Origin of the sequence: Halomonas saccharevitans (genome assembly GCF_032333995.1) — a bacterium.
Taxonomy (GTDB): Bacteria; Pseudomonadota; Gammaproteobacteria; order Pseudomonadales; family Halomonadaceae; genus Halomonas; species Halomonas saccharevitans.
The window spans coordinates 64,426-87,654 of sequence record NZ_JAVXUR010000008.1 but is presented as its reverse complement, the minus strand read 5'-3'; the positions used below and the strand labels follow the sequence as shown (position 1 = coordinate 87,654).

The window sequence follows — 23,229 nt, the reverse complement described above, 5'->3', positions numbered from 1 at the left end:
ATGCGAGAGTAGGTCATCGTCAGGCACCTATTCCGAGAAAACCCCGAGCTCATAAGAGCTCGGGGTTTTTTCATGTGAGCTCAGAAATTGTTGATCGCGCCGGCTCGTCCGGTCAACTGGTATACGGGCCCAAACCGTAACGCCCCCGCCTCAAAGGAGGCGGGGGCGTTTTCGTATGGGCGCATGAAACCGTGGGAGAGCCGATGTGGGCGCGACGGGGTAGGGCGTCACGGTCGGCCGAGAGAGACGCCTTGCTGCGACACACGGGGGGATCCGCCCGTTCCAGGCATCGGCTCACACGGGGTCAGGGAGTCGGAGCGAGTCGCCTGGAGAAGCGGCTCGCGGTGCCCGTCTGTCGATGCCTGGTGGCCTCAGGGGCCGTTGAAATGCACGCGTGTGGCGATCTCACCCGTTTGTCGGGGGCGTGACTGCTGCACCGCGATTTCCGGGGCCTGCCCCCATCCGCTAGAATGGCTCATTTCCCGTCTGGGGCATGAGCATGACCATCGGTGACCTGATCCGCCTGTTGAGCGACGGCGAGTTCCACTCCGGCGAGCAGCTGGGAGTGCAGCTCGGCGTCTCGCGGGCGGCGGTATGGAAACAGCTGCAGAAACTGGAGTCCCTGGGCATTCCCATGGAGGCGGTGAAGGGGCAGGGGTATCGTCTGATGGAGCGTCTGGAACTGCTCGATGGGCGTGCCGTGATCGCGAACCTGTCCCGGGAGACGCGTCCTCATCTGACACGGCTGTTCGTCGAAGAGACGCTGCCCTCCAGCAATGCCTACCTGCGCGAGCGGTTCGCCCAGGGCGCCGGGCATGGCGAGGTCTGCCTGGTGGAGCAGCAGAGCGAAGGGCGCGGGCGTCGAGGACGTGCCTGGGTCACGCCCTGGGGGCGGACCCTAATGCTCTCGATCGGCTGGCAGGTAGAAGCCGGCGTGGCCGCCCTGGAGGGGCTGAGCCTGGCCCTCGGTGTGGAGCTGGCCCGGGTCCTCGAGCGGCACGGTGCCACACCCCGGCTCAAGTGGCCCAACGACGTGCTGCTAAAGGGGCGCGACGGGGAGCTGGGCAAGCTCGCTGGCATCCTGGTCGAAATCAGCGGGGATGCCGCTGGGCCCTGCGAGGTGGTGGTCGGTATGGGCATCAACGTCGATCTGCCCCAGGCGTTTCGCGAGAGCATCGATCAGCCCGTGGCCGCAGTGCACGACCAGGCGCCGGGGCTGTCACGCAATGCTCTGGCCGCGGCGCTGTTGGACGAACTGCTGCCCCTGCTGGCGGGCTTCGAGCAGCAGGGCTTCGCCGCATGGCGGGATGACTGGAACGCTCGGCATGCCTATGCCGGCTGTGAGGTGGAGATCCTGCAGCGGGGCGAGCGTGAATCGGCGATTGCCGGCGATGTGGATGAGGCCGGTAATCTATGGGTGCGCCAGGGCGAGCGGCAGCTGCGGCTAGCCGGCGGTGAAATCAGCGTGCGGAGGCGGGCATGATCCTGGATCTGGATATCGGCAATACCCTGTCGAAGTGGCGCCTCAAGGATAGCAACAGCAGCGAGATCCGCTCGCGTGGAGCGGTCTGGACCCGTGAGGAGTGGCGACCCGGCGCCGATATCCCGGACCTGGACGTGGTCGAGGCGGTGCGCATTTCCAGCGTGGCACGCCGGGCGGTCCTGGACGAGACGGTGGCGCTGCTGCGCCGCCGTGTGGGCACCGTCCACGTGGCTCGCTCCACCCATGAGGCCCTGGGCGTCTCCAACGGCTATGAGGAGCCCGCCAGGCTGGGCGTCGATCGCTGGATGGGGGCCCTGGCAGGCTACCAGCTGGTGGGCGGCTGCTGTGCGGTGGATTGCGGTAGCGCCATCACTATCGATTTCGTGCTGCCCGGCGGGCGACACCTTGGGGGCTATATACTGCCGGGGCTGCGCCTGATGAAGGAGAGTCTCAAGCTTGGTACCCGCAACGTGGCCATCGATCCAGACAGTGAGGCGGAAGAGTTACTGGAACCGGGGCGGCGAACGGTCGAAGCGGTCAATCACGGCATCTACATGGCGGCGGTCAGCGCGGTCAATCGCATCTACAGCGAGGTGTGCGAGCAGCAGGAAGTTGCGCTTCCCCTGTTGCTGACGGGTGGTGATGCGCGGGTGGTGTCGCGCGGCGTGCAGGCCCCTCATGCGGTGTGGCCGGACATGGTCTATGGCGGGCTCGAGGCCTGTTTCCCGCTGACGGCCTCAGAGCGAGCCGGCCGACTCTCCGGGGCGCCTGAGGTGCCCGCGCCGGTAGCGATGGAAAAGATTCGAGCGGCGCTTGCATTCTCGATGCTGCTTTGACAGAATGCGTCGCGTTCCGGGAAGACGCGCCGGCTCGTTCGGCACGTAGTATCAAGATCCTGATAAATCATAGGCTTGACACAGGGAACAAAGGCGGTAGAATACATCGCCAGTTGGAGGGGTTCCCGAGTGGCCAAAGGGAGCAGACTGTAAATCTGCCGCGAAAGCTTCGAAGGTTCGAATCCTTCCCCCTCCACCAAGTTTCGCCGCACGCGATGCATCGGGTGCAGGCAGCAAGAGTGGGTAGGCGGGCATAGTTCAATGGTAGAACCTCAGCCTTCCAAGCTGATGATGCGGGTTCGATCCCCGCTGCCCGCTCCAGGTATCGAAGGTTGATGCCACGAGTTGTGCTCATGTAGCTCAGGGGTAGAGCACACCCTTGGTAAGGGTGAGGTCGACGGTTCAATTCCGTCCATGAGCTCCATATTGAGAAGGCGAGCCGCGGCTCGCCTTTTCTTTTTCTCCCTCGAGCGACGATGTGTCGGGGGAGGGGTTGTCAGGCGGAGCAGTTTTCGCTATCATGGCGCCCGCTATCGTGAAGGCCGCCTGCAAAGGGCGGTTGCGGAAGCAGATACAGGCCAGTAGCTCAATTGGCAGAGCAGCGGTCTCCAAAACCGCAGGTTGGGGGTTCGATTCCCTCCTGGCCTGCCAGTCTTCCCCAGGCTGGCGATATCTCATATACTTTCATGTTTCGATTGCCGCACCCTGAGGAGTCTCGTTTTCATGAAGCATAACGCCGAGGTGCAAGAGTCGCGCCACGACGGGCTCAAGTGGGCGGTTGTCGTCACTCTGCTGGTCCTTGCCGTGGTCGGCAATACCTATTTTGCCGACCAGGCACTTCTCTATCGTGTGCTCGGTGTCGTCGTGCTTAGCGTGGCGGCGGCGCTGGTGGCGCTGACCACGACCAAGGGTCGTGATCTGCTCGAGCTCGCCAGGAGTGCGAAGAAGGAAATTCAGCGCGTCGTCTGGCCGACACGACCCGAGACCATCCAGACCACCGCCATCGTGCTGGTGGCCGTGCTAGTTGTCGGGTTGATGCTCTGGCTGATTGATACCCTTCTTGGCTGGGCGATGTCCGGCGTCATCGGTTAGGAGTTTTCATGTCCAAGCGTTGGTATGTCGTCCACGCCTACTCCGGCTTCGAAAAGCATGTCATGCGCTCGCTCACCGAGCGCGTGAAGATGTATGGCATGGAGGATCGCTTCGGCGAGATTCTGGTGCCCACCGAAGAAGTCGTCGAGGTGCGTGACGGCAAGCGTCGCAAGAGCGAGCGCAAGTTCTATCCCGGCTACGTGCTGGTCGAGATGGAGATGGATGACGAGACCTGGCACCTGGTCAACGAGACCCCACGCGTCATGGGCTTTATCGGCGGTACCAAAGAGAAGCCGGCGCCCATCACTCAGCGTGAGGCTGACGCCATCCTCAGTCGCGTCAAGGATGGCACCGACAAGCCGCGGCCCAAGACGCTGTTCGAGCCGGGTCAGTCGGTTCGCGTCACTGACGGGCCCTTCGCCGACTTCAATGGCGTCGTCGAAGAGGTCAATTACGACAAGAGCCGTGTGCAGGTCAGCGTGCTGATCTTCGGCCGCTCCACGCCCGTCGAGCTGGAGTTTGCCCAGGTCGAGAAGGAATAACCTTCCGCCCTCACCGTTTTCGTGGCGGCCGCCCGAGGGCGGCCGTGTAAACCGGGGAGCCGCAAGGCGCTACTACCCAACTGGAGTCCATCATGGCCAAGAAAGTACAGGCTTATATCAAGCTGCAGGTGGCAGCCGGCAAGGCCAATCCGAGCCCCCCCGTGGGTCCGGCACTGGGTCAGCACGGTGTCAACATCATGGAGTTCTGCAAGGCGTTCAACGCTGCGACGCAGGACATCGAGGTCGGCCTGCCGACCCCCGTGGTCATCACCGTCTACTCCGACCGCAGCTTCACCTTCGTCACCAAGACCCCGCCCGCGGCGGTCCTGCTGAAGAAGGCCGCTGGCATCAAGTCCGGCTCCGGTGAGCCGAACAAGACCAAGGTCGGTACCGTGACCCGCGAACAGCTCGAAGAGATCGCCAAGACCAAGGAGCCGGATATGACGGCTGCCGATCTCGACGCCGCGGTGCGTACCATTGCTGGTAGTGCCCGCAGCATGGGCCTGAACGTGGAGGGTCTCTGATCATGGCTAAACTGTCCAAGCGCGCGCAGCAGATTCGCGAGAAGGTCGACGCCAGCAAGGCCTACTCCCTCGACGAGGCCGTGGCACTGCTCTCCGAGCTCTCCACCGTCAAGTTCAAGGAATCCCTGGACGTCGCCATCAATCTCGGCGTCGATCCGCGGAAATCCGATCAGGTCGTGCGTGGCGCCACCGTCATGCCCAATGGTACCGGCAAGGACGTGCGTGTTGCCGTCTTTACCCAGGGTGCCAACGCCGAAGCCGCCAAGGAAGCCGGTGCCGACATCATCGGCATGGACGACCTGGCCGAGCAGGTCAAGAAGGGTCAGCTCGACTTTGACGTGGTCATCGCCTCGCCGGACGCCATGCGCGTCGTCGGTCAGCTGGGTCAGATCCTCGGTCCGCGCGGCCTGATGCCGAACCCGAAGGTCGGTACCGTGACCCCGGACGTCGCCACCGCGGTCAAGAACGCCAAGGCCGGTCAGGTGCGCTTCCGTACCGACAAGAACGGCATCATCCATACCACTCTGGGCAAGGTCGATTTCGACGCCGCCGCCATTCAGGGCAACCTGGAAGCGCTGGTCGCCGACCTGAAGCGGCTCAAGCCGAGCACGTCCAAGGGTGTCTATTTCAAGAAGTTCACCGTATCCACCACCATGGGCCCGGGTCTTACCATCGATCATTCCGCCCTGGTCTAACCGGGCGTCGATCGAGACGATTGCAGGAACTTTGCGGTCCCCGTGCCGGGCTATCCTCGCCGGCGGGGCACCGTCAAAGACCGCAGGTGCCGCTCCTCTTCGGAAGAGCGGCTTAATCTTCCCCCGGGAAGGCCTGCGCAGATGGTGTGGCCGCCAGATATCTGGTGAGCACCATCACCCAGGACTCCCGACCTCCGGTCGGGAGAGATGGTAACCACCGGAATCCTCTCGCGAGGTTCCGGCACGAAGGAGTGATCACTGTGCCACTAGCACTCGAAGGCAAGAAGGCAATTGTTGCCGAGGTCAGTGAAGCGGCCAAGGATGCGCTCTCCGTCGTAGTTGCCGACTCTCGTGGCGTCGCGGTCAGCGCGATGACCGACCTGCGCAAGCAGGCCCGCGAGAACGGCGTGCAGATCCGTGTTGTTCGCAACACCCTGGCACGCCGCGCCCTGTCCGGAACTCCTTGGGAGATTCTGGACGAGACCTTCTCCGGTCCGACCATGCTGGCCTTCTCCTATGAGCACCCGGGCGCCGCTGCCCGCCTGTTCAAGGAGTTCGCCAAGGGTCAGAAGGAGTTTGAGGTCAAGGCGCTGGCCTACGAAGGTGAGCTGATCCCGGCAAGCGACATCGACCGTCTGGCAACTCTGCCGACCTACGATGAGGCGATCGCCAAGCTGATGTCCGTCATGAAGGAAGCTTCTGCCGGCAAGCTGGTCCGTACCCTCGCGGCGCTGCGCGACCAGAAGCAGGAAGAGGCCGCCTGAACGGCGAACTCTTGCGCTCAGCCTGAATCGAACATTGAATCCCCGAGCCATCGCGATGCCGAGGCTCCCGCAAAGTTAGGAATCTAGACAATGGCACTGACCAAAGAAGACATCATCAACGCCGTCGCCGACATGTCCGTGATGGAAGTGGCCGAGCTGATCGAGGCCATGGAAGAGAAGTTCGGTGTCTCTGCTGCCGCTGCTGTCGTGGCCGGCCCGGGTGGCGCTGAAGCCGCCGTCGAGGAAGAGCAGACCGAATTCGACCTGGTGCTGACCGGCGCAGGCGACAAGAAGGTCAACGTCATCAAGGCCGTCCGCGAGATCACTGGCCTGGGCCTGAAGGAAGCCAAGGGTGCCGTCGACGGCGCACCGGCGACCATCAAGGAAGCCATGTCCAAGGACGACGCCGAAGAGGCGAAGAAGAAGCTGGAAGAAGCCGGCGCGAGCGTGGAGCTCAAGTAACCCTTGTGCCCATGGCTTCACGCGCTGCGTAAGCTTCCACGGCTGGTGGCGGGTCACCCGCTGCCGGCCTTTTTCTGTTGTAACTAGACGGTCGCCCCCTCGGGCAACCGCTAGCCGAATTCCGACGGCGAGCCTCCTGGTGGAGGCTTGCCGTCAGCGCCTGACGGAGCCGTACCCGTCGGGTGACGCCGACACGCATCGGTCACCCATGGTGAACAAGCTGGGGAATACAGATGGCTTACTCATACACTGAGAAAAAACGCATCCGCAAGGATTTCGGCAAACTGCCCCAAGTGATGGATGTGCCTTACCTGCTGGCCATCCAGCTTGATTCCTACTACGAGTTTCTCCAGCAGGATCGCTCACCCGAAGAACGCATGGAGATCGGCCTGCACGCCGCCTTCAAGTCGGTCTTTCCGATCGCGAGCTTCTCCGGCAACGCGGCCCTTGAGTATGTCAGCTACCGTTTCGGCACCCCGGCCTTCGACGTCAAGGAGTGCCAGCTGCGTGGCGTCACCTATTCGGCCCCCCTGCGCGTCAAGGTCCGCCTGATCATCTATGATAAGGACTCGTCGAACAAGGCGATCAAGGACATCAAGGAGCAGGAAGTCTACATGGGGGAGATCCCCCTGATGACCGAGAACGGTACCTTCGTCATCAACGGTACCGAAAGGGTCATCGTCTCCCAGCTGCACCGTTCGCCTGGCGTGTTCTTCGACCATGACAAGGGCAAGAGCCACTCGTCTGGCAAGCTGCTCTACTCGGCCCGCGTGATTCCCTACCGCGGCTCCTGGCTCGACTTCGAGTTCGATCCCAAGGACAGCGTATTCGTGCGCATCGACCGCCGCCGCAAGCTGCCGGCCACGGTGCTGCTGCACGCCCTGGGCATGAGCGCCGAGGAGATCCTCGCCGAGTTCTTCGAGTTCAGCACCTTCCACATCGAGAAGTCCGGCTTCTCCGTGGAGCTGGTGCCGTCGCGCCTGCGCGGTGAGACCGCCACCTTCGACATCAAGGACGGCGACGGCAACGTCATCGTCGAGGAGGGGCGCCGGGTCACCCAGAAGCACATCCGCCAGCTGGAGAAGGCCGGTCTCGAGCGCCTCGACGTGCCGATGGACTACCTCTTCGGCAAGACCCTGGCCAAGGATCAGGTCGATCCCAACACCGGCGAGCTGATCTGCTCCTGCAACAGCGAGATTACCCCTGAGCTGCTGGAGAAGCTCGGCCAGGCCGGCGTCACCAGCCTCGAGACTCTCTACACCAACGATCTCGACTGTGGCCCCTTCATCTCCGACACCCTCAAGCTGGATACCACCGGGTCCCGCCTCGAGGCACTGGTCGAGATCTATCGCATGATGCGTCCCGGCGAGCCGCCCACCAAGGAGGCCGCCGAGACGCTGTTCACCAACCTGTTCTTCAGCGAAGATCGCTACGACCTGTCGGGCGTGGGCCGCATGAAGTTCAACCGTCGCCTGCGTCGCGACAGCGACACCGGTTCGGGCGTCCTCGACCAGCGCGACATCCTCGACGTGCTGCGCGAGATGATCGCCATCCGTAACGGCTTCGGCGACGTCGACGACATCGACCACCTGGGCAACCGCCGCATCCGCTGCGTCGGCGAGATGGCCGAGAACCAGTTCCGCGTGGGCCTGGTGCGCGTCGAGCGTGCGGTCAAGGAGCGCCTCTCCATGGCCGAGAGCGAAGGCCTGATGCCCCAGGACCTGATCAACGCCAAGCCGGTCGCGGCGGCGGTGAAGGAGTTCTTCGGCTCCAGCCAGCTCTCCCAGTTCATGGACCAGAACAACCCGCTCTCAGAGGTCACCCACAAGCGCCGCGTCTCCGCGCTTGGCCCGGGCGGCCTCACCCGCGAGCGGGCCGGCTTCGAGGTGCGTGACGTTCACGCCACCCACTACGGCCGTCTGTGCCCGATCGAGACGCCGGAAGGCCCGAACATCGGCCTGATCAACTCGCTGGCCACCTACAGCCACACCAACAGCTACGGCTTCCTCGAGACGCCGTACCGCAAGGTCGTGGACAGCCAGGTGACCGACGACGTGGTGCACCTCTCGGCGATCGAGGAGGGCGACTTCGTCATCGCCCAGGCCTCCGCCACCGTGGACGAGGGCGGCAAGCTGGTCGACGACCTGGTCCAGGTCCGTCACCGCGGCGAGACCACCTTCATGCGTCCCGAGCAGGTCACGCTGATGGACGTCTCGCCGCGCCAGGTGGTCTCCGTGGCCGCGGCCCTGATCCCCTTCCTCGAGCACGATGACGCCAACCGCGCCCTGATGGGGGCCAACATGCAGCGTCAGGCGGTGCCGACCCTGCGTGCCGACAAGCCCCTGGTGGGCACCGGAATGGAGCGCTTCGTGGCCCGTGATTCCGGCGTCTGCGAAGTGGCCCGTCGCGGCGGGGTGATCGACTCGGTCGACGCCAAGCGCATCGTGGTGCGGGTCAACGAGGACGAGATCATCGGCGGCGAGGCCGGCGTCGACATCTACAACCTGACCAAGTACCTGCGCTCGAACCAGAACACCTGCCAGAACCAGCGCCCGATCGTGCGCCCCGGTGATCGGGTGTCGAGTGGCGACATCCTGGCCGACGGCCCGTCCGTCGACATGGGTGACCTGGCCCTGGGCCAGAACATGCGCATCGCCTTCATGCCGTGGAACGGCTACAACTTCGAGGACTCCATCCTGCTCTCCGAGCGGGCGGTCCAGGAAGACCGTTTCACCACCATCCACATCCAGGAGCTGACCTGCGTCTCGCGCGACACCAAACTGGGGCCGGAGGAGATCACCTCCGATATTCCCAACGTCGGCGAGTCGGCGCTGGGCAAGCTGGATGAAGCTGGCGTGGTCTACATCGGCGCCGAGGTCGGCGCGGGCGACATCCTGGTCGGCAAGGTCACGCCCAAGGGCGAGACCCAGCTGACGCCGGAAGAGAAGCTGCTGCGTGCTATCTTCGGTGAGAAGGCCTCCGACGTGAAGGACACCTCCCTGCGTGCCCCGACCGGCATGAAGGGCACCGTCATCGACGTCCAGGTCTTCACCCGCGACGGCGTGGAGAAGGACTCGCGAGCGCTGTCCATCGAGCAGATGCAGCTCGATGAGGTCCGCAAGGACCTGCAGGAGACCTACCGCATCGCCGAGGATGCCACCTTCGAGCGCCTGCAGCGCACCCTCGTCGGTCAGGCCGTCAACGGAGGGCCGAAGCTGAAGAAGGGCGACGTGCTCTCCGACAGCTACCTCGAGGAGCTGCCGCGTCAGCAGTGGTTCAAGCTGCGCATGCAGGACGAGGCGCTCAACGAGCTGCTGGCCCAGGCCGACGAACAGCTCGAGAACCGTCGCAAGGAGATGGACGAGCGGTTCGAGGACAAGAAGCGCAAGCTCACCCAGGGCGACGACCTGGCGCCGGGCGTGCTCAAGATCGTCAAGGTCTACCTGGCGATCAAGCGTCGCCTGCAGCCGGGCGACAAGATGGCCGGCCGTCACGGTAACAAGGGTGTCATCTCGGCGATCATGCCGATCGAAGACATGCCCTTCGACGGCTACGGCGAGCCCATCGACGTGGTGTTGAACCCGCTGGGCGTGCCGTCGCGGATGAACGTCGGTCAGATCCTCGAGACTCACCTGGGCATGGCCGCCCGCGGCCTCGGGGTCAAGATCGAGCACATGCTGCGCGACGCCCGCGAGCAGCAGGTCGGCCAGATCCGCGAGTTCCTCGGCCAGGTCTACAATGCCAGCGAGGGCACCCGCGTCGAAAACCTCGACCTGCTTTCCGACGATGAGGTGATTGCCCTGGCGAAGAACCTCAAGGGCGGCGTGCCGATGGCGACGCCGGTGTTCGACGGCGCCCAAGAGGGCGAGATCAAGCATCTGCTGCGCCTCGCCGACCTGCCGGATTCCGGTCAGACGACGCTGTACGACGGGCGGACCGGCGACGCCTTCGACCGTCCGGTCACGGTGGGCTACATGTACATGCTGAAGCTCAACCACCTGGTGGATGACAAGATGCACGCGCGTTCCACCGGCTCCTACTCGCTGGTCACTCAGCAGCCGCTGGGCGGCAAGGCGCAGTTCGGGGGCCAGCGCTTCGGGGAGATGGAGGTCTGGGCCCTGGAGGCCTACGGCGCGGCCTATACGCTCCAGGAGATGCTCACGGTCAAGTCCGACGACGTGGAGGGTCGCACCAAGATGTACAAGAGCATCGTGGACGGCGACCACACCATGCAGGCGGGCATGCCGGAATCCTTCAACGTGCTGGTGAAGGAAATCCGCTCGCTGGGTATCGATATCGAGCTGGAAAGCTGAGGCCGTACCGCCTGCGCTTCACAGAATGACGGTCCGCGGGGGTGGCAACGCCCCCGCCCATGACAACTCCGCAACGGAGCCGACCCCCATGAAAGATTTGGTGAAAGTCCTCAAATCGCAGTCGCAGTCCGAAGAGTTCGACGCGATCAAGATCACCCTGGCGTCGCCGGACATGATCCGCAGCTGGTCCTACGGCGAGGTCAAGAAGCCGGAGACCATCAACTACCGTACCTTCAAGCCGGAGCGGGACGGCCTGTTCTGCGCCAAGATCTTCGGTCCGGTGAAGGACTACGAGTGCCTGTGCGGCAAGTACAAGCGCATGAAGCACCGCGGGATCATCTGCGAGAAGTGCGGCGTCGAGGTGACCAAGGCCGCGGTACGCCGCGAGCGCATGGGCCACATCGAGCTGGCGAGCCCCGTCGCGCACATCTGGTTTCTGAAGTCGCTGCCGTCGCGCATCGGCATGTTCCTCGACATGACCCTGCGCGACATCGAGCGCGTGCTCTACTTCGAGAGCTTCATGGTCATCGACCCGGGCATGACCACCCTCGAGCGTGGCCAGCTGCTCAACGACGAGCAGTACTTCGAGGCCCTCGAGGAGTTCGGTGACGACTTCGACGCCCGCATGGGTGCCGAGGCGGTCCAGGCGCTGCTCAAGGACATCGATCTCGAGGAGGAGATCGGTCGCCTGCGCGAGGAGATCCCGCAGACCAACTCCGAGACCAAGATCAAGAAGCTCTCCAAGCGCCTCAAGCTGCTCGAGGCCTTCCAGGGCTCGGGCAACGACCCGGCGTGGATGGTCATGGAGGTGCTGCCGGTGCTGCCGCCGGACCTGCGTCCGCTGGTGCCGCTGGACGGTGGCCGCTTCGCGACCTCGGATCTCAACGATCTTTACCGTCGCGTGATCAACCGCAACAACCGCCTCAAGCGGCTGCTCGACCTCAATGCGCCGGACATCATCGTGCGCAACGAGAAGCGCATGCTGCAGGAGTCGGTGGATGCGCTGCTCGACAACGGTCGTCGCGGCCGGGCCATCACCGGGTCCAACAAGCGCCCGCTGAAGTCGCTCGCCGACATGATCAAGGGCAAGCAGGGGCGTTTCCGTCAGAACCTGCTGGGCAAGCGCGTGGACTACTCCGGCCGCTCGGTGATCACCGTCGGCCCGACCCTGCGCCTGCACCAGTGCGGCCTGCCGAAGAAGATGGCGCTGGAGCTGTTCAAGCCGTTCATCTACTCCAAGCTGCAGTCCCTCGGCTATGCCTCCACCATCAAGGCCGCCAAGAAGATGGTCGAGCGCGAGCTGCCGGAGGTGTGGGACATCCTCGCCGACGTCATCCGCGAGCACCCCGTGCTGCTCAACCGCGCCCCGACCCTGCACCGCCTCGGCATCCAGGCCTTCGAGCCGCTGCTGATCGAGGGCAAGGCGATCCAGCTGCACCCGCTGGTCTGTGCCGCCTACAACGCCGACTTCGACGGCGACCAGATGGCGGTGCACGTGCCGCTGACCCTGGAGGCCCAGCTCGAGGCCCGCGCGCTGATGATGGCCACCAACAACGTGCTGTCACCGGCTAATGGCGAGCCGATCATCGTGCCGTCCCAGGACGTGGTGCTGGGTCTTTACTACATGACCCGTGAACGCATCAACGCCAACGGCGAGGGCATGGTGTTCTCCGGCCTCGACGAGGTGGAGCGCGCCTTCGGCACCCAGAACGTGGCCATGCACGCCCGCGTCAAGGTGCGCCTTGACGAGGTCGAGATCGACGAGGAGACCGGCGAGAAGAGCGAGCATCGTCGCCTCTACGACACTACCGTCGGTCGTGCGCTGCTGTTCCGTATCCTGCCCGATGGCGTGCCCTTCGAGCTGGTCGACCAGCCGATGAAGAAGAAGGCCATCTCGAAGCTGATCAACGAGGTGTACCGCCGTGCCGGCCTCAAGCCGGCGGTGATCTTCGCCGACCAGCTGATGTACACCGGCTTCCGCATGGCCACCTGGTCCGGCGCCTCCATCGGCGTCAACGACTTCGTCATCCCGGACGAGAAGGCCGAGATCGTCGAGGCGGCCGAGGACGAGGTGAAGGAGATCGAGGACCAGTTCTCCTCCGGTCTCGTCACCGCCGGCGAGAAGTACAACAAGGTCATCGACATCTGGGCCCGTGCCAACGACCAGGTCGCCAAGGCGATGATGACCGGTATCTCCAAGGAGACCGTGGTGGATCGCGAGGGCAAGGAGGTCGAGCAGGACTCCTTCAACAGCGTCTTCATCATGGCCGACTCCGGCGCCCGGGGTAGTGCCGCCCAGATCCGCCAGCTGGCGGGTATGCGTGGCCTGATGGCCAAGCCGGACGGCTCGATCATCGAGACGCCGATCGTCGCGAACTTCCGCGAAGGCCTCAACGTCCTGCAGTACTTCATCTCGACCCACGGCGCGCGTAAGGGCCTGGCGGATACGGCCCTCAAGACCGCCAACTCCGGTTACCTGACGCGCCGCCTGGTCGACGTGGCTCAGGACATGGTCATCACCGAGCCCGACTGCGGCACCGAGAAAGGCCTGACCCTGCACCCGGTCATCGAGGGCGGCGACATCATCGTCTCCCTGGCCCAGCGCGTGCTCGGTCGCGTGGTCGCCCAGGACGTGGTCGACCCGGCCACCGACGAGGTGCTGATCCCGCGCGATACCCTGCTCGACGAGGCCTGGTGTGCCGAGCTCGATACCATGGGTGTCGACGAGATCGTGGTGCGTTCGACCATCACCTGCCAGACCGCCCACGGCGTCTGCTCGTCCTGCTACGGTCGCGACCTGGCGCGCGGTCATCAGGTCAACATCGGCGAATCCGTCGGCGTCATCGCCGCCCAGTCGATCGGCGAGCCGGGTACCCAGCTGACCATGCGGACCTTCCACATCGGCGGCGCGGCCTCACGGGCCTCCGCGGTGGACAGCGTCCAGGTCAAGCACGGCGGCAAGGTGCGCCTGCACAACATCAAGCACGTCGAGCGTGGCGACGGCAAGCTGGTGGTGGTCTCCCGCTCCAGCGCCCTGGCCGTCGCTGACGACCACGGCCGCGAGCGCGAGTACTACAAGCTGCCCTACGGCGCCGAGCTGGACGTCCGCGACGGCGACCTGGTTGAAGCCGGCCAGGCCGTGGCCAAGTGGGATCCGCACACCCACCCGATCGTCGCCGAGGCCGAGGGCCAGGTGCAGTACGCCGACCTTGACGAAGGCGTCACCATGCACCGCAGCGTGGACGAGCTGACCGGTCTTTCCTCCATCGAGGTGATCGAATCGGCGGCGCGTCCCATGGCCGGCCGCGACAAGCGCCCGCTGATCATGCTCACCGATGCGGCGGGCAAGGCGGTCACCGTGGAAGGTTCCGATACCCCGGTCCAGTACCCGCTGCCCGGCAAGTCGATCATCACCGCCGACAACGGCGCGCGTATCGGCGTCGGTGAAGTCGTGGCGCGTATCCCGGTCGAGGCGACCGGTAACAAGGACATCACCGGTGGTCTGCCGCGTGTGGCCGACCTGTTCGAGGCGCGCAAGCCGAAGGAACCGGCGATCCTCGCCGAGATCAGCGGCGTGATCAGCTTCGGCAAGGAGACCAAGGGCAAGCGTCGCCTGACGATCACCCCGGAGGCCGGCGACCCGTTCGAGATGCTGATCCCGAAGTGGCGCCAGATCGCGGTCTTCGAAGGCGAGTCGGTGGAGAAGGGCGAGGTCATTTCCGACGGCCCGAGCAACCCGCACGACATCCTGCGCCTGCTGGGCATCGCCGAGCTGGCCAAGTACATCACCGTCGAGGTGCAGGACGTCTATCGCCTGCAGGGCGTGGGCATCAACGACAAGCACATCGAAGTGATCGTGCGTCAGATGCTGCGCAAGGTGGAGATCACCGACGCCGGCGACAGCGACTTCATCCCGGGCGATCAGGCCGAGCTGGTCCGCGTGCTCGAGCAGAACGCCCGCCTGGAGCAGCAAGATAAGTTCCCGGCCAAGTACCAGCGGCTGCTGCTGGGTATCACCAAGGCGAGCCTCGCCACCGAGTCGTTCATCTCCGCGGCCTCCTTCCAGGAGACCACGCGGGTGCTGACCGAGGCGGCGGTGACCGGCAAGCGTGACTACCTGCGCGGCCTGAAGGAGAACGTGGTGGTGGGTCGTCTGATCCCGGCCGGTACCGGCCTCACCCACCACGCGGAGCGTCGCCGCAAGCGTGAAGACGCCGAGCGGTTGCTCCACCCGTCGGCCTACGACGTCGAGCAGGAGCTGGGCGCCCAGCTTACCGCGCTGGATTCGGACGACGACGAGATCTGACGTTAACGCCGCTGCCTGCGCCCTCCCGGGGGCGCAGGCTTGACGACGTGGCGCGTCAGCCATTAGAATGCGCAGCCTTTAACAGTGGGGCGGGTACGCCCGCACCCGCTGAGTAAGGCAAGGCAACCCATTGGAGTCAGCTACACACCATGGCAACGATCAATCAGCTCGTGCGCAAGCCGCGCAAGCGCCAGGCCGCCAAGAGCGACGTGCCTGCGCTGCAGGCCTGCCCGCAACGTCGCGGTGTCTGCACCCGCGTCTACACCACCACCCCGAAGAAGCCGAACTCCGCACTGCGTAAGGTGTGCCGTGTTCGTCTGACCAACGGCTACGAGGTCTCCTCGTACATCGGTGGTGAAGGTCACAACCTTCAGGAGCACTCCGTGGTCCTGATCCGCGGCGGTCGTGTAAAGGACCTTCCCGGTGTGCGTTATCACACCGTGCGTGGCGCCCTGGACACCTCCGGCGTGCAGAACCGTAAGCAGGGCCGTTCCAAGTACGGCACCAAGCGTCCGAAGGCCTGATCGGCCTCGCACGCAGCAGTTACACTAAATTGACCACGGTCTGATAAGAGTAAGGTCGAGCACGGTTATCGCATGGCGAGAGATCGCGCGTCTCGGGTTTACCTGAAGGATCCTTTGATGAGGGCTTATCATGCCTAGAAGAAGAGTTGCGGCTAAGCGCGAGATCCTGCCGGATCCCAAGTTCGGAAGTGAGCGCCTGGCGAAGTTCATGAACCACCTGATGATCAGCGGCAAGAAGTCCGTAGCTGAGCGCATCGTCTACGGTGCGCTGGACAGGGTTGCCGAGCGTAGCAAGGAAGAGCCGCTGGAGATCTTCGACAAGGCGCTGGAAACCATCCAGCCGATGGTCGAGGTCAAGTCCCGCCGCGTCGGCGGCGCGACCTATCAGGTGCCCGTGGAAGTTCGCCCCTCGCGCCGTCAGGCTCTGGCCATGCGCTGGCTGGTCGACGCGGCCCGTCGCCGTGGCGAGAAGACCATGGTGCAGCGCCTCGCTGGTGAGATGCTCGATGCCGCCGAAGGCAAGGGCTCGGCCGTCAAGAAGCGTGAAGACGTGCATCGTATGGCAGAAGCCAACAAGGCCTTCTCTCACTACCGCTTCTAAGTGCGTCGTCACCGACGCACCGCCAACCAACGGGGAGTTCCAACGTGGCTCGCAAGACTCCGCTAAATCGCTACCGCAACATCGGCATCGTTGCGCACGTAGACGCTGGCAAGACCACTACCACCGAACGCGTCCTGTTCTACACCGGCCTGTCTCACAAGGTCGGCGAGGTCCATGAGGGCGCAGCCACCATGGACTGGATGGAGCAGGAGCAGGAGCGTGGTATCACTATCACCTCCGCGGCGACCACCTGCTTCTGGCAGGGCATGAACAAGCAGTTCGATGAGCACCGTATCAACATCATCGATACGCCGGGACACGTCGACTTCACCATCGAGGTCGAGCGTTCCCTGCGTGTGCTCGACGGCGCTGTGGTGGTGCTGTGTGGCTCCTCGGGCGTTCAGCCGCAGACCGAGACCGTCTGGCGTCAGGCCAACAAGTACGAAGTCCCGCGCATGGTGTTCGTCAACAAGATGGACCGTACCGGCGCCGACTTCTTCATGGTGGTCGACCAGCTGAAGGAACGTCTCGGTGCCAACACCGTGCCGATCCAGATCAACTGGGGCACCGAAGACGAGTTCAAAGGCGTCATCGACCTCATCCAGATGAAGGCCATCCTCTGGGATGAGAACAACTTCGGGATGAACTACGATCTCGTCGATATCCCGGCTGAGCTCCAGGAGACCGCCGAGAAGTTCCGGGAGGAGATGGTCGAGTCGGCCGCCGAGGCCTCCGAAGAGCTGATGGACAAGTACCTCGAAGAGGGCGACCTGTCCGTCGAGGAGATCAAGGCCGGTCTGCGTCGTCGTACCCTCGACAACGAGATCGTCCTGGTTACCTGCGGCTCCGCGTTCAAGAACAAGGGCGTGCAGGCCGTGCTGGATGGCGTCATCGAGTACATGCCGTCGCCCACCGAGGTCAAGGCCATCGAAGGCGAGCTGGACGACAAGGACGGCACCATCGCCACCCGCGAGGCTGACGACAAGGCGCCGTTCTCCGCCCTGGCCTTCAAGATCGCCACCGACCCCTTCGTCGGCACCCTGACCTTCATCCGCGTCTACTCGGGCGTGCTGAAGTCGGGCGACAGCGTCTACAACTCCGTCAAGCAGAAGAAGGAGCGCGTCGGTCGTATCGTCCAGATGCACGCCAACTCTCGCGAGGAGATCAAGGAAGTGCTGGCCGGCGACATCGCCGCCTGCATCGGCCTGAAGGACGTTACCACCGGCGACACCCTGTGTGATCTGACCGACAAGATCGTGCTCGAGCGCATGGAGTTCCCGGATCCGGTCATCTCGGTGGCCGTCGAGCCGAAGTCCAAGCCCGACCAGGAAAAGATGGGTATCGCGCTGGGCAAGCTGGCTCAGGAGGACCCCTCCTTCCAGGTGCGCACCGATGAGGAGACAGGCCAGACCATCATCTCCGGCATGGGTGAGCTCCACCTGGATATCCTCGTCGACCGCATGCGTCGCGAGTTCAAGGTCGATGCTAACATCGGCAAGCCGCAGGTGGCCTACCGCGAGACCATTCGCGGCAAGGTCGAGCAGGAAGGCAAGTTCGTCCGCCAGTCCGGTGGTCGCGGCCAGTTCGGTCACGTGTACCTGCGTATCGAACCGCTCACCGCCGAGGACAAGGGCGAAGACGAAGAGATGCACTTCAAGTTCGTCTCTGAGATCGTTGGCGGCGTGGTTCCGAAGGAATACGTTCCGGCCGTCGAGAAAGGGGCCTACGAGCAGCTGAAGAACGGTGTCATCGCGGGCTACCCGATGATTGACGTCAAGGTCACGCTGTTCGACGGTTCCTACCATGACGTGGACTCGAACGAGACCGCGTTCAAGGTTGCCTCTTCCATGGCGGTCAAGGAAGGTGCCAGGAAGGCCAAGGCCGTGCTCCTCGAGCCGGTGATGAAGGTCGAGGTCGTGACCCCCGAGGACTTCATGGGTGACGTCATGGGCGATCTGAATCGCCGTCGTGGCCTCGTCCAGGGCATGGATGACACTGCCATGGGCAAGATCATCCGAGCCACGGTACCTCTGGCTGAGATGTTCGGTTATGCGACCGATCTTCGCTCTCAGACCCAGGGCCGCGCAAGCTACGTCATGGAGTTTGCGGATTACGAAGAGGCGCCGTCCAGCGTCGTTGAAGCCGTCATCAACCAGAACGGTTAACCGTTAGCTAACGTAAAGAGGTTATAGCAGTGGCTAAGGCAAAATTTGAACGTTCCAAACCGCATATCAACGTCGGTACCATCGGTCACGTCGACCACGGCAAGACCACGCTGACTGCGGCCCTGACTCGCGTTTCTGCCGAGGTGTTCGGCGGTGACTGGAGCGAGTTCGACGCCATCGACAACGCCCCGGAAGAGCGTGAGCGTGGTATCACCATCGCCACCTCTCACGTGGAGTATCAGTCCGAGACGCGTCACTACGCGCACGTCGACTGCCCGGGTCACGCCGACTACGTGAAGAACATGATCACCGGTGCCGCCCAGATGGACGGCGCTATCCTGGTCTGTTCCGCTGCCGACGGCCCGATGCCGCAGACTCGCGAGCACATCCTGCTGTCTCGCCAGGTTGGCGTTCCGTTCATCGTCGTGTTCCTGAACAAGGCTGACATGGTCGATGACGAGGAGCTCCTGGAGCTGGTCGAGATGGAAGTTCGTGAACTCCTCGACGAGTACGACTTCCCGGGCGACGACACCCCGATCATCACCGGTTCCGCCCTGATGGCCCTGGAAGGCAAGGACGACAACGGCATGGGTACCACCGCCGTCGCCAACCTGATCAAGGCCCTGGACGAGTACATTCCGGAGCCGGAGCGTGCCATCGACCAGCCGTTCCTGATGCCGATCGAGGACGTCTTCTCCATCTCTGGCCGCGGCACCGTAGTCACCGGCCGCGTTGAGCGCGGCGTGGTCAAGGCTGGCGAAGAAGTCGAGATCGTCGGTATCAAGGACACCGTCAAGACCGTCGTGACCGGCGTCGAGATGTTCCGCAAGCTGCTCGACGAAGGTCGTGCCGGTGAGAACGTCGGCGCGCTGCTGCGCGGCACCAAGCGTGACGACGTCGAGCGTGGCCAAGTCCTGGCCAAGCCGGGCACCATCACCCCGCACACCAAGTTCGAGGCTGAGGTGTACGTGCTGTCCAAGGACGAAGGTGGTCGTCACACCCCGTTCTTCAAGGGCTACCGTCCGCAGTTCTACTTCCGTACCACCGACATCACCGGTACCTGTGAGCTGCCGGAAGGCGTCGAGATGGTCATGCCGGGCGACAACGTCAAGATGGTCGTCAGCCTGATCGCTCCGATCGCCATGGACGACGGCCTGCGCTTCGCCATCCGCGAAGGCGGTCGTACCGTCGGCGCCGGCGTCGTGGCCAAGATCGTCGAGTAAGCGCTTCGCCGCTTGATCGATCGAAGGGGGCTCCGCCAGGAGCCCCCTTTCTGCGCACCGGAAGTGAGTGTTTGACTCTCACTGTCGGCGTGCCTATAATGCGCATCCTTTGAATGCGTGGGTTGACGGCTCGCGCCGTCAGAATCCATTGGAGTTAGGGCAAATGCAGAACCAGAAGATTCGCATTAGGTTGAAGGCCTTCGACCATCGCCTGATCGACCAGTCCGCCGCGGAGATCGTAGATACCGCCAAGCGTACCGGCGCCCAGGTCCGTGGTCCGATTCCTCTGCCGACCAATCGCGAGCGTTATACCGTGCTGGTGTCTCCGCACGTCAACAAGGACGCGCGCGATCAGTACGAGATTCGTACTCACAAGCGGGTGCTCGATATCGTCGAGCCCACTGAAAAGACCGTTGATGCCCTGATGAAGCTCGACCTCGCCGCCGGCGTTGACGTGCAGATCAAGCTCGACTGATACCTCACTAGACACTCGCGGCCCAGCGTTCGCCCTCTCATCAGGAAGGTGTTCAGCAGCCGCCGCGCCGGGATGGCGCCATACAACGTGCTAGTGGAATGCTCTGGAAAGGGCAGCCATAGCGGGTGATAGCCCCGTACACTATAGGAGACTGAGAATGACTATCGGTTTAGTCGGTAGGAAGGCCGGTATGACCCGCGTCTTCACCGAAGACGGTGCATCCGTGCCCGTAACCGTGATCGAGGTTGAACCTAACCGTGTGACTCGCGTGAAGTCCGTCGAGTCCGATGGCTACGCCGCGGTCCAGGTGACAACCGGCTCCCGCAAGGCCAAGCATCTGTCGAAAGCCCAAGCCGGGCAGTTCGCCAAGGCAGGTGTCGAGGCCGGTCGTTCGCTGATGGAGTTCCGCCTGGCAGCAGGTGACGAAGCTCCGGAAGTGGGCGGCGAACTCACCGTATCCCTCTTCGAAGCTGGTCAGATGATCGACGTGACCGGCACCTCCAAGGGCAAGGGCTTCCAGGGCGCCGTCAAGCGCTGGAACTTCCGCACCCAGGACAACAGCCACGGTAACTCCCTGGCCCACCGCGCACCGGGTTCCATCGGCATGTGTCAGACGCCGGGCCGCGTGTTCAAGGGCAAGAAGATGGCCGGACAGATGGGCAATGCCCGCTGCACCGTCCAGAGCCTGGAAGTGGTCCGTGTCGACGCCGAACGCAATCTTCTGCTGATCAAGGGTGCCGTGCCTGGCGCCACCGGCAGTGATGTCATCGTGCGCAGCGCCGTCAAAGCAGGCTGAAGGGGAACTTACCGATGAATCTGAATCTTGCAGGTGCAGGCGCCGGTGCTGTCGAAGTAGCCGATGCCACCTTTGGCAAAGAATTCAATGAGGCTCTGGTGCACCAGGTCGTCACTGCCTATCTGGCCGGTGGTCGCCAGGGTACTCGCGCCCAGAAGAATCGTTCCGACGTGCGTGGCGGCGGCAAGAAGCCGTGGCGCCAGAAGGGCACCGGTCGTGCCCGTGCCGGTACCATCCGCTCGCCGATCTGGCGTGCCGGTGGTGTGACCTTTGCGGCGCGTCCCCAGGACCATTCCCAGAAGGTCAACCGCAAGATGTACCGTGCGGCGATGCGTTCGATTCTCTCCGAGCTGGTCCGTCAGGAGCGTCTGGTGGCCGTCGATGCCTTCGCCGTCGAGGCGCCCAAGACCAAGCAGCTGGTCGCCAAGCTCGAGGAGCTGGGTCTGGAGAAGGTGCTGATCGTCACCGAAGAGGTCGACGAGAATCTGTACCTCGCCGCCCGCAACATCCCGAACGTGGATGTGGTGGACGTCGCCGCCGCTGATCCGGTGAGCCTGGTCGCCTTCGACAAGGTGCTGGTCACCGTCTCCGCTCTGCGTAAATTCGAGGAGAAGCTGGCATGAACCAGGAACGTGTATTCAAGGTTCTGCTCGGTCCGCACGTGACCGAGAAGGCCGCCATGGCCGCCGAGCGCAACCAGTACGTGTTCAAGGTGGCAAGCGACGCGACCAAGCCCGAGATCAAGGCTGCCGTGCAGGAGCTGTTCGGCAAGAAGGTCGACCGTGTTCAGGTGCTGAACATGAAGGGCAAGACCAAGCGCACTGCGCAGGGTCTGGGTCAGCGCAAGGGTTATCGCAAGGCGTACGTGACACTAGCCGCCGGCGAGACGCTTGAAGACTTCTCTGGCGCCGAATAAGGGCAGGAGTACGGATCATGGCAATCGTCAAGACTAAACCCACATCCGCCGGTCGTCGCCACGTCGTCAAGATCGTTGGTGAGGAACTGCACAAGGGCCGCGCGTACGCGCCGCTGCTCGAGAAGCAGTCCAAGTCCGGTGGCCGTAACAACTACGGTCGCATCACCACCCGCCACGTGGGCGGTGGTCATCGTCATCACTATCGGATCGTCGATTTCAAGCGCGCCAAGGATGGCATTCCGGCCATCGTCGAGCGCCTGGAGCACGACCCGAACCGTAGCGCCCACATCGCGCTGCTGAAGTACATGGACGGCGAGCGTCGCTACATCATCGCCCCGCGTGGCGTGAGTGCCGGCGACCGTCTCGAGTCCGGCGTCAACGCGCCCATCAAGAAGGGCAACGCGCTGCCGCTGCGCAACGTCCCGCTGGGTTCCACCGTGCACTGCATCGAGCTGAAGCCCGGCAAGGGCGCACAGATCGCTCGCAGCGCCGGTACCAGCGCCCAGCTGGTGGCTCGCGAAGGCAACTACGCCACCCTGCGTCTGCGCTCCGGCGAGATGCGCAAGGTGCTGGCCGAGTGCCGCGCGACCCTGGGCGAAGTGAGCAACTCTGAGCACAGCCTGCGTCAACTTGGCAAGGCCGGTGCGAAGCGCTGGAGAGGCGTGCGTCCGACCGTTCGCGGCGTGGCCATGAACCCGGTGGATCACCCGCACGGCGGCGGCGAAGGCCGCAGCAGCGGTGGTCGTCACCCGGTGTCTCCGTGGGGTATCCCCACCAAGGGCCACAAGACCCGCAAGAACAAGCGCACCGACAAGCTGATCGTCCGTCGCCGCAAGGCCCGGAAATAAGATCCAACGCCAAGACATTAAGAGGTAACGGCTGTGCCACGTTCACTGAAGAAAGGTCCTTTTATTGACCTTCATCTGTTGAAGAAGGTTGAGACTGCAGTGGAGAAGAGCGACCGCAAACCGATCAAGACCTGGTCGCGTCGCTCCATGATCCTGCCCAACATGGTCGGGCTCACCATTGCTGTCCATAACGGTCGCCAACACGTCCCGGTGCACGTCTCCGAGGAAATGGTTGGCCACAAGCTGGGCGAATTCGCTGCTACCCGCCTTTATCGCGGCCATGCGGCGGACAAGAAAGCCAAACGGTAAGCCAGAGAGGATTGAGAGATGGAAGTCACAGCAAAGCTGCGTGGCGCTCGTTTATCCGCCCAGAAGGCCCGTTTGGTGGCTGACCAGGTGCGCGATAAGCCGGTCGCCGAGGCGCTCGACCTGCTGACCTTCTCCCCGAAGAAGGCAGCCAAGCTGGTCAAGAAGGTGCTGCAGTCCGCCATCGCGAATGCGGAAGAAAACAACGGCATGGATATCGACGAGCTGCGTGTCTCGACCATCTGCGTCGATGAGGGCATGACGCTCAAGCGCATCCGTCCGCGCGCCAAGGGCCGTGCGGATCGCATTCTGAAGCGCACTTGCCACATCACCGTCAAGGTAGCCGAGAAGTAGGAGT

The 23,229-nt window shown here is 63.6% G+C and carries 21 protein-coding genes and 4 tRNA genes; all 25 read left to right on the top strand.

Annotated elements, in window-relative coordinates:
* Positions 1-499: 499 nt before the first annotated feature.
* The gene (locus tag RSO68_RS15680) at positions 500-1,483 is read left to right on the top strand and encodes a biotin--[acetyl-CoA-carboxylase] ligase (protein WP_089848284.1); all 984 of its coding nucleotides are present in this window, start codon (positions 500-502) and stop codon (positions 1,481-1,483) included.
* On the top strand, positions 1,480-2,319 hold the full coding sequence (locus tag RSO68_RS15675; protein WP_315587243.1) for a type III pantothenate kinase: 840 nt from the start codon (positions 1,480-1,482) through the stop codon (positions 2,317-2,319). The genes RSO68_RS15680 and RSO68_RS15675 overlap by 4 nt, the downstream gene beginning before the upstream one ends.
* Before the next feature lie 115 nt (positions 2,320-2,434).
* Positions 2,435-2,518 (top strand) — tRNA-Tyr (locus RSO68_RS15670).
* Positions 2,519-2,566: 48 nt separating this feature from the next.
* Positions 2,567-2,640, top strand: a tRNA-Gly gene (locus tag RSO68_RS15665).
* A gap of 28 nt (positions 2,641-2,668) precedes the next feature.
* Positions 2,669-2,743: transfer RNA gene (locus RSO68_RS15660), tRNA-Thr, on the top strand.
* 151 nt (positions 2,744-2,894) lie between these two features.
* A tRNA-Trp gene (locus RSO68_RS15655) sits at positions 2,895-2,970 on the top strand.
* A gap of 72 nt (positions 2,971-3,042) precedes the next feature.
* On the top strand, positions 3,043-3,411 hold the full coding sequence (secE, locus tag RSO68_RS15650) for a preprotein translocase subunit SecE (protein WP_089848278.1): 369 nt from the start codon (positions 3,043-3,045) through the stop codon (positions 3,409-3,411).
* Between the two features lie 8 nt (positions 3,412-3,419).
* A complete protein-coding gene (gene nusG, locus RSO68_RS15645) occupies positions 3,420-3,953 on the top strand; it encodes a transcription termination/antitermination protein NusG (protein ID WP_089848276.1) in 534 nt (177 codons plus the stop codon).
* A gap of 92 nt (positions 3,954-4,045) precedes the next feature.
* On the top strand, positions 4,046-4,477 hold the full coding sequence (gene rplK, locus RSO68_RS15640) for a 50S ribosomal protein L11 (RefSeq protein ID WP_089848274.1): 432 nt from the start codon (positions 4,046-4,048) through the stop codon (positions 4,475-4,477).
* A gap of 2 nt (positions 4,478-4,479) precedes the next feature.
* A complete protein-coding gene (gene rplA, locus RSO68_RS15635; RefSeq protein WP_089848272.1) occupies positions 4,480-5,172 on the top strand; it encodes a 50S ribosomal protein L1 in 693 nt (230 codons plus the stop codon).
* 260 nt (positions 5,173-5,432) lie between these two features.
* Positions 5,433-5,936, top strand: a complete 504-nt coding sequence (gene rplJ, locus RSO68_RS15630) for a 50S ribosomal protein L10 (RefSeq protein ID WP_071943769.1) — start codon at positions 5,433-5,435, stop codon at positions 5,934-5,936.
* Between the two features lie 90 nt (positions 5,937-6,026).
* Positions 6,027-6,398, top strand: a complete 372-nt coding sequence (gene rplL, locus RSO68_RS15625; protein WP_089848270.1) for a 50S ribosomal protein L7/L12 — start codon at positions 6,027-6,029, stop codon at positions 6,396-6,398.
* Positions 6,399-6,631: 233 nt separating this feature from the next.
* Complete coding sequence (gene rpoB / locus RSO68_RS15620) at positions 6,632-10,711, top strand: DNA-directed RNA polymerase subunit beta (protein WP_089848268.1); 4,080 nt, start codon at positions 6,632-6,634, stop codon at positions 10,709-10,711.
* A gap of 88 nt (positions 10,712-10,799) precedes the next feature.
* The gene (rpoC, locus tag RSO68_RS15615; RefSeq protein WP_089848266.1) at positions 10,800-15,017 is read left to right on the top strand and encodes a DNA-directed RNA polymerase subunit beta'; all 4,218 of its coding nucleotides are present in this window, start codon (positions 10,800-10,802) and stop codon (positions 15,015-15,017) included.
* A gap of 149 nt (positions 15,018-15,166) precedes the next feature.
* Complete coding sequence (rpsL, locus tag RSO68_RS15610) at positions 15,167-15,541, top strand: 30S ribosomal protein S12 (protein ID WP_089848264.1); 375 nt, start codon at positions 15,167-15,169, stop codon at positions 15,539-15,541.
* Between the two features lie 130 nt (positions 15,542-15,671).
* Positions 15,672-16,142, top strand: a complete 471-nt coding sequence (gene rpsG, locus RSO68_RS15605) for a 30S ribosomal protein S7 (RefSeq protein ID WP_089848262.1) — start codon at positions 15,672-15,674, stop codon at positions 16,140-16,142.
* Positions 16,143-16,186: 44 nt separating this feature from the next.
* Positions 16,187-18,307: an elongation factor G gene (gene fusA, locus RSO68_RS15600; RefSeq protein ID WP_089848260.1), complete on the top strand. Its 2,121-nt coding sequence runs from the start codon at positions 16,187-16,189 to the stop codon at positions 18,305-18,307.
* Between the two features lie 29 nt (positions 18,308-18,336).
* The gene (gene tuf / locus RSO68_RS15595; RefSeq protein ID WP_089848258.1) at positions 18,337-19,530 is read left to right on the top strand and encodes an elongation factor Tu; all 1,194 of its coding nucleotides are present in this window, start codon (positions 18,337-18,339) and stop codon (positions 19,528-19,530) included.
* A gap of 163 nt (positions 19,531-19,693) precedes the next feature.
* Positions 19,694-20,005 (top strand): 30S ribosomal protein S10, encoded by a 312-nt coding sequence (gene rpsJ / locus RSO68_RS15590; protein ID WP_089848256.1) that lies wholly within the window; start codon positions 19,694-19,696, stop codon positions 20,003-20,005.
* A 157-nt stretch (positions 20,006-20,162) separates the two neighbouring features.
* A complete protein-coding gene (rplC, locus tag RSO68_RS15585; protein WP_089848254.1) occupies positions 20,163-20,801 on the top strand; it encodes a 50S ribosomal protein L3 in 639 nt (212 codons plus the stop codon).
* 14 nt (positions 20,802-20,815) lie between these two features.
* Entirely contained in the window at positions 20,816-21,424 is a 609-nt protein-coding gene (rplD, locus tag RSO68_RS15580) for a 50S ribosomal protein L4 (RefSeq protein WP_089848252.1), read from the top strand.
* Positions 21,421-21,717 (top strand): 50S ribosomal protein L23, encoded by a 297-nt coding sequence (rplW, locus tag RSO68_RS15575; protein WP_040183135.1) that lies wholly within the window; start codon positions 21,421-21,423, stop codon positions 21,715-21,717. The genes rplD and rplW overlap by 4 nt, the downstream gene beginning before the upstream one ends.
* A gap of 17 nt (positions 21,718-21,734) precedes the next feature.
* On the top strand, positions 21,735-22,565 hold the full coding sequence (rplB, locus tag RSO68_RS15570; protein ID WP_089848250.1) for a 50S ribosomal protein L2: 831 nt from the start codon (positions 21,735-21,737) through the stop codon (positions 22,563-22,565).
* Positions 22,566-22,598: 33 nt separating this feature from the next.
* Positions 22,599-22,874 carry a 30S ribosomal protein S19 gene (rpsS, locus tag RSO68_RS15565; protein WP_040183133.1) on the top strand — a complete coding sequence of 92 codons (276 nt, stop codon included), beginning with the start codon at positions 22,599-22,601 and terminating at the stop codon, positions 22,872-22,874.
* A gap of 18 nt (positions 22,875-22,892) precedes the next feature.
* Positions 22,893-23,225: a 50S ribosomal protein L22 gene (gene rplV, locus RSO68_RS15560; RefSeq protein ID WP_089848247.1), complete on the top strand. Its 333-nt coding sequence runs from the start codon at positions 22,893-22,895 to the stop codon at positions 23,223-23,225.
* The last annotated feature ends 4 nt before the right edge of the window (positions 23,226-23,229 follow it).

What these genes read in the sequence shown, in the direction of transcription:
- RSO68_RS15680 (WP_089848284.1), top strand. Translation starts at nt 500, where the DNA reads ATGACCATCGGTGACCTGATCCGCCTGTTGAGCGACGGCGAGTTCCAC.
- RSO68_RS15675 (WP_315587243.1), top strand. Translation starts at nt 1,480, where the DNA reads ATGATCCTGGATCTGGATATCGGCAATACCCTGTCGAAGTGGCGCCTC.
- secE (WP_089848278.1), top strand. Translation starts at nt 3,043, where the DNA reads ATGAAGCATAACGCCGAGGTGCAAGAGTCGCGCCACGACGGGCTCAAG.
- nusG (WP_089848276.1), top strand. Translation starts at nt 3,420, where the DNA reads ATGTCCAAGCGTTGGTATGTCGTCCACGCCTACTCCGGCTTCGAAAAG.
- rplK (WP_089848274.1), top strand. Translation starts at nt 4,046, where the DNA reads ATGGCCAAGAAAGTACAGGCTTATATCAAGCTGCAGGTGGCAGCCGGC.
- rplA (WP_089848272.1), top strand. Translation starts at nt 4,480, where the DNA reads ATGGCTAAACTGTCCAAGCGCGCGCAGCAGATTCGCGAGAAGGTCGAC.
- rplL (WP_089848270.1), top strand. Translation starts at nt 6,027, where the DNA reads ATGGCACTGACCAAAGAAGACATCATCAACGCCGTCGCCGACATGTCC.
- rpoB (WP_089848268.1), top strand. Translation starts at nt 6,632, where the DNA reads ATGGCTTACTCATACACTGAGAAAAAACGCATCCGCAAGGATTTCGGC.
- rpoC (WP_089848266.1), top strand. Translation starts at nt 10,800, where the DNA reads ATGAAAGATTTGGTGAAAGTCCTCAAATCGCAGTCGCAGTCCGAAGAG.
- rpsL (WP_089848264.1), top strand. Translation starts at nt 15,167, where the DNA reads ATGGCAACGATCAATCAGCTCGTGCGCAAGCCGCGCAAGCGCCAGGCC.
- rpsG (WP_089848262.1), top strand. Translation starts at nt 15,672, where the DNA reads ATGCCTAGAAGAAGAGTTGCGGCTAAGCGCGAGATCCTGCCGGATCCC.
- rpsJ (WP_089848256.1), top strand. Translation starts at nt 19,694, where the DNA reads ATGCAGAACCAGAAGATTCGCATTAGGTTGAAGGCCTTCGACCATCGC.
- rplC (WP_089848254.1), top strand. Translation starts at nt 20,163, where the DNA reads ATGACTATCGGTTTAGTCGGTAGGAAGGCCGGTATGACCCGCGTCTTC.
- rplD (WP_089848252.1), top strand. Translation starts at nt 20,816, where the DNA reads ATGAATCTGAATCTTGCAGGTGCAGGCGCCGGTGCTGTCGAAGTAGCC.
- rplW (WP_040183135.1), top strand. Translation starts at nt 21,421, where the DNA reads ATGAACCAGGAACGTGTATTCAAGGTTCTGCTCGGTCCGCACGTGACC.
- rplB (WP_089848250.1), top strand. Translation starts at nt 21,735, where the DNA reads ATGGCAATCGTCAAGACTAAACCCACATCCGCCGGTCGTCGCCACGTC.
- rplV (WP_089848247.1), top strand. Translation starts at nt 22,893, where the DNA reads ATGGAAGTCACAGCAAAGCTGCGTGGCGCTCGTTTATCCGCCCAGAAG.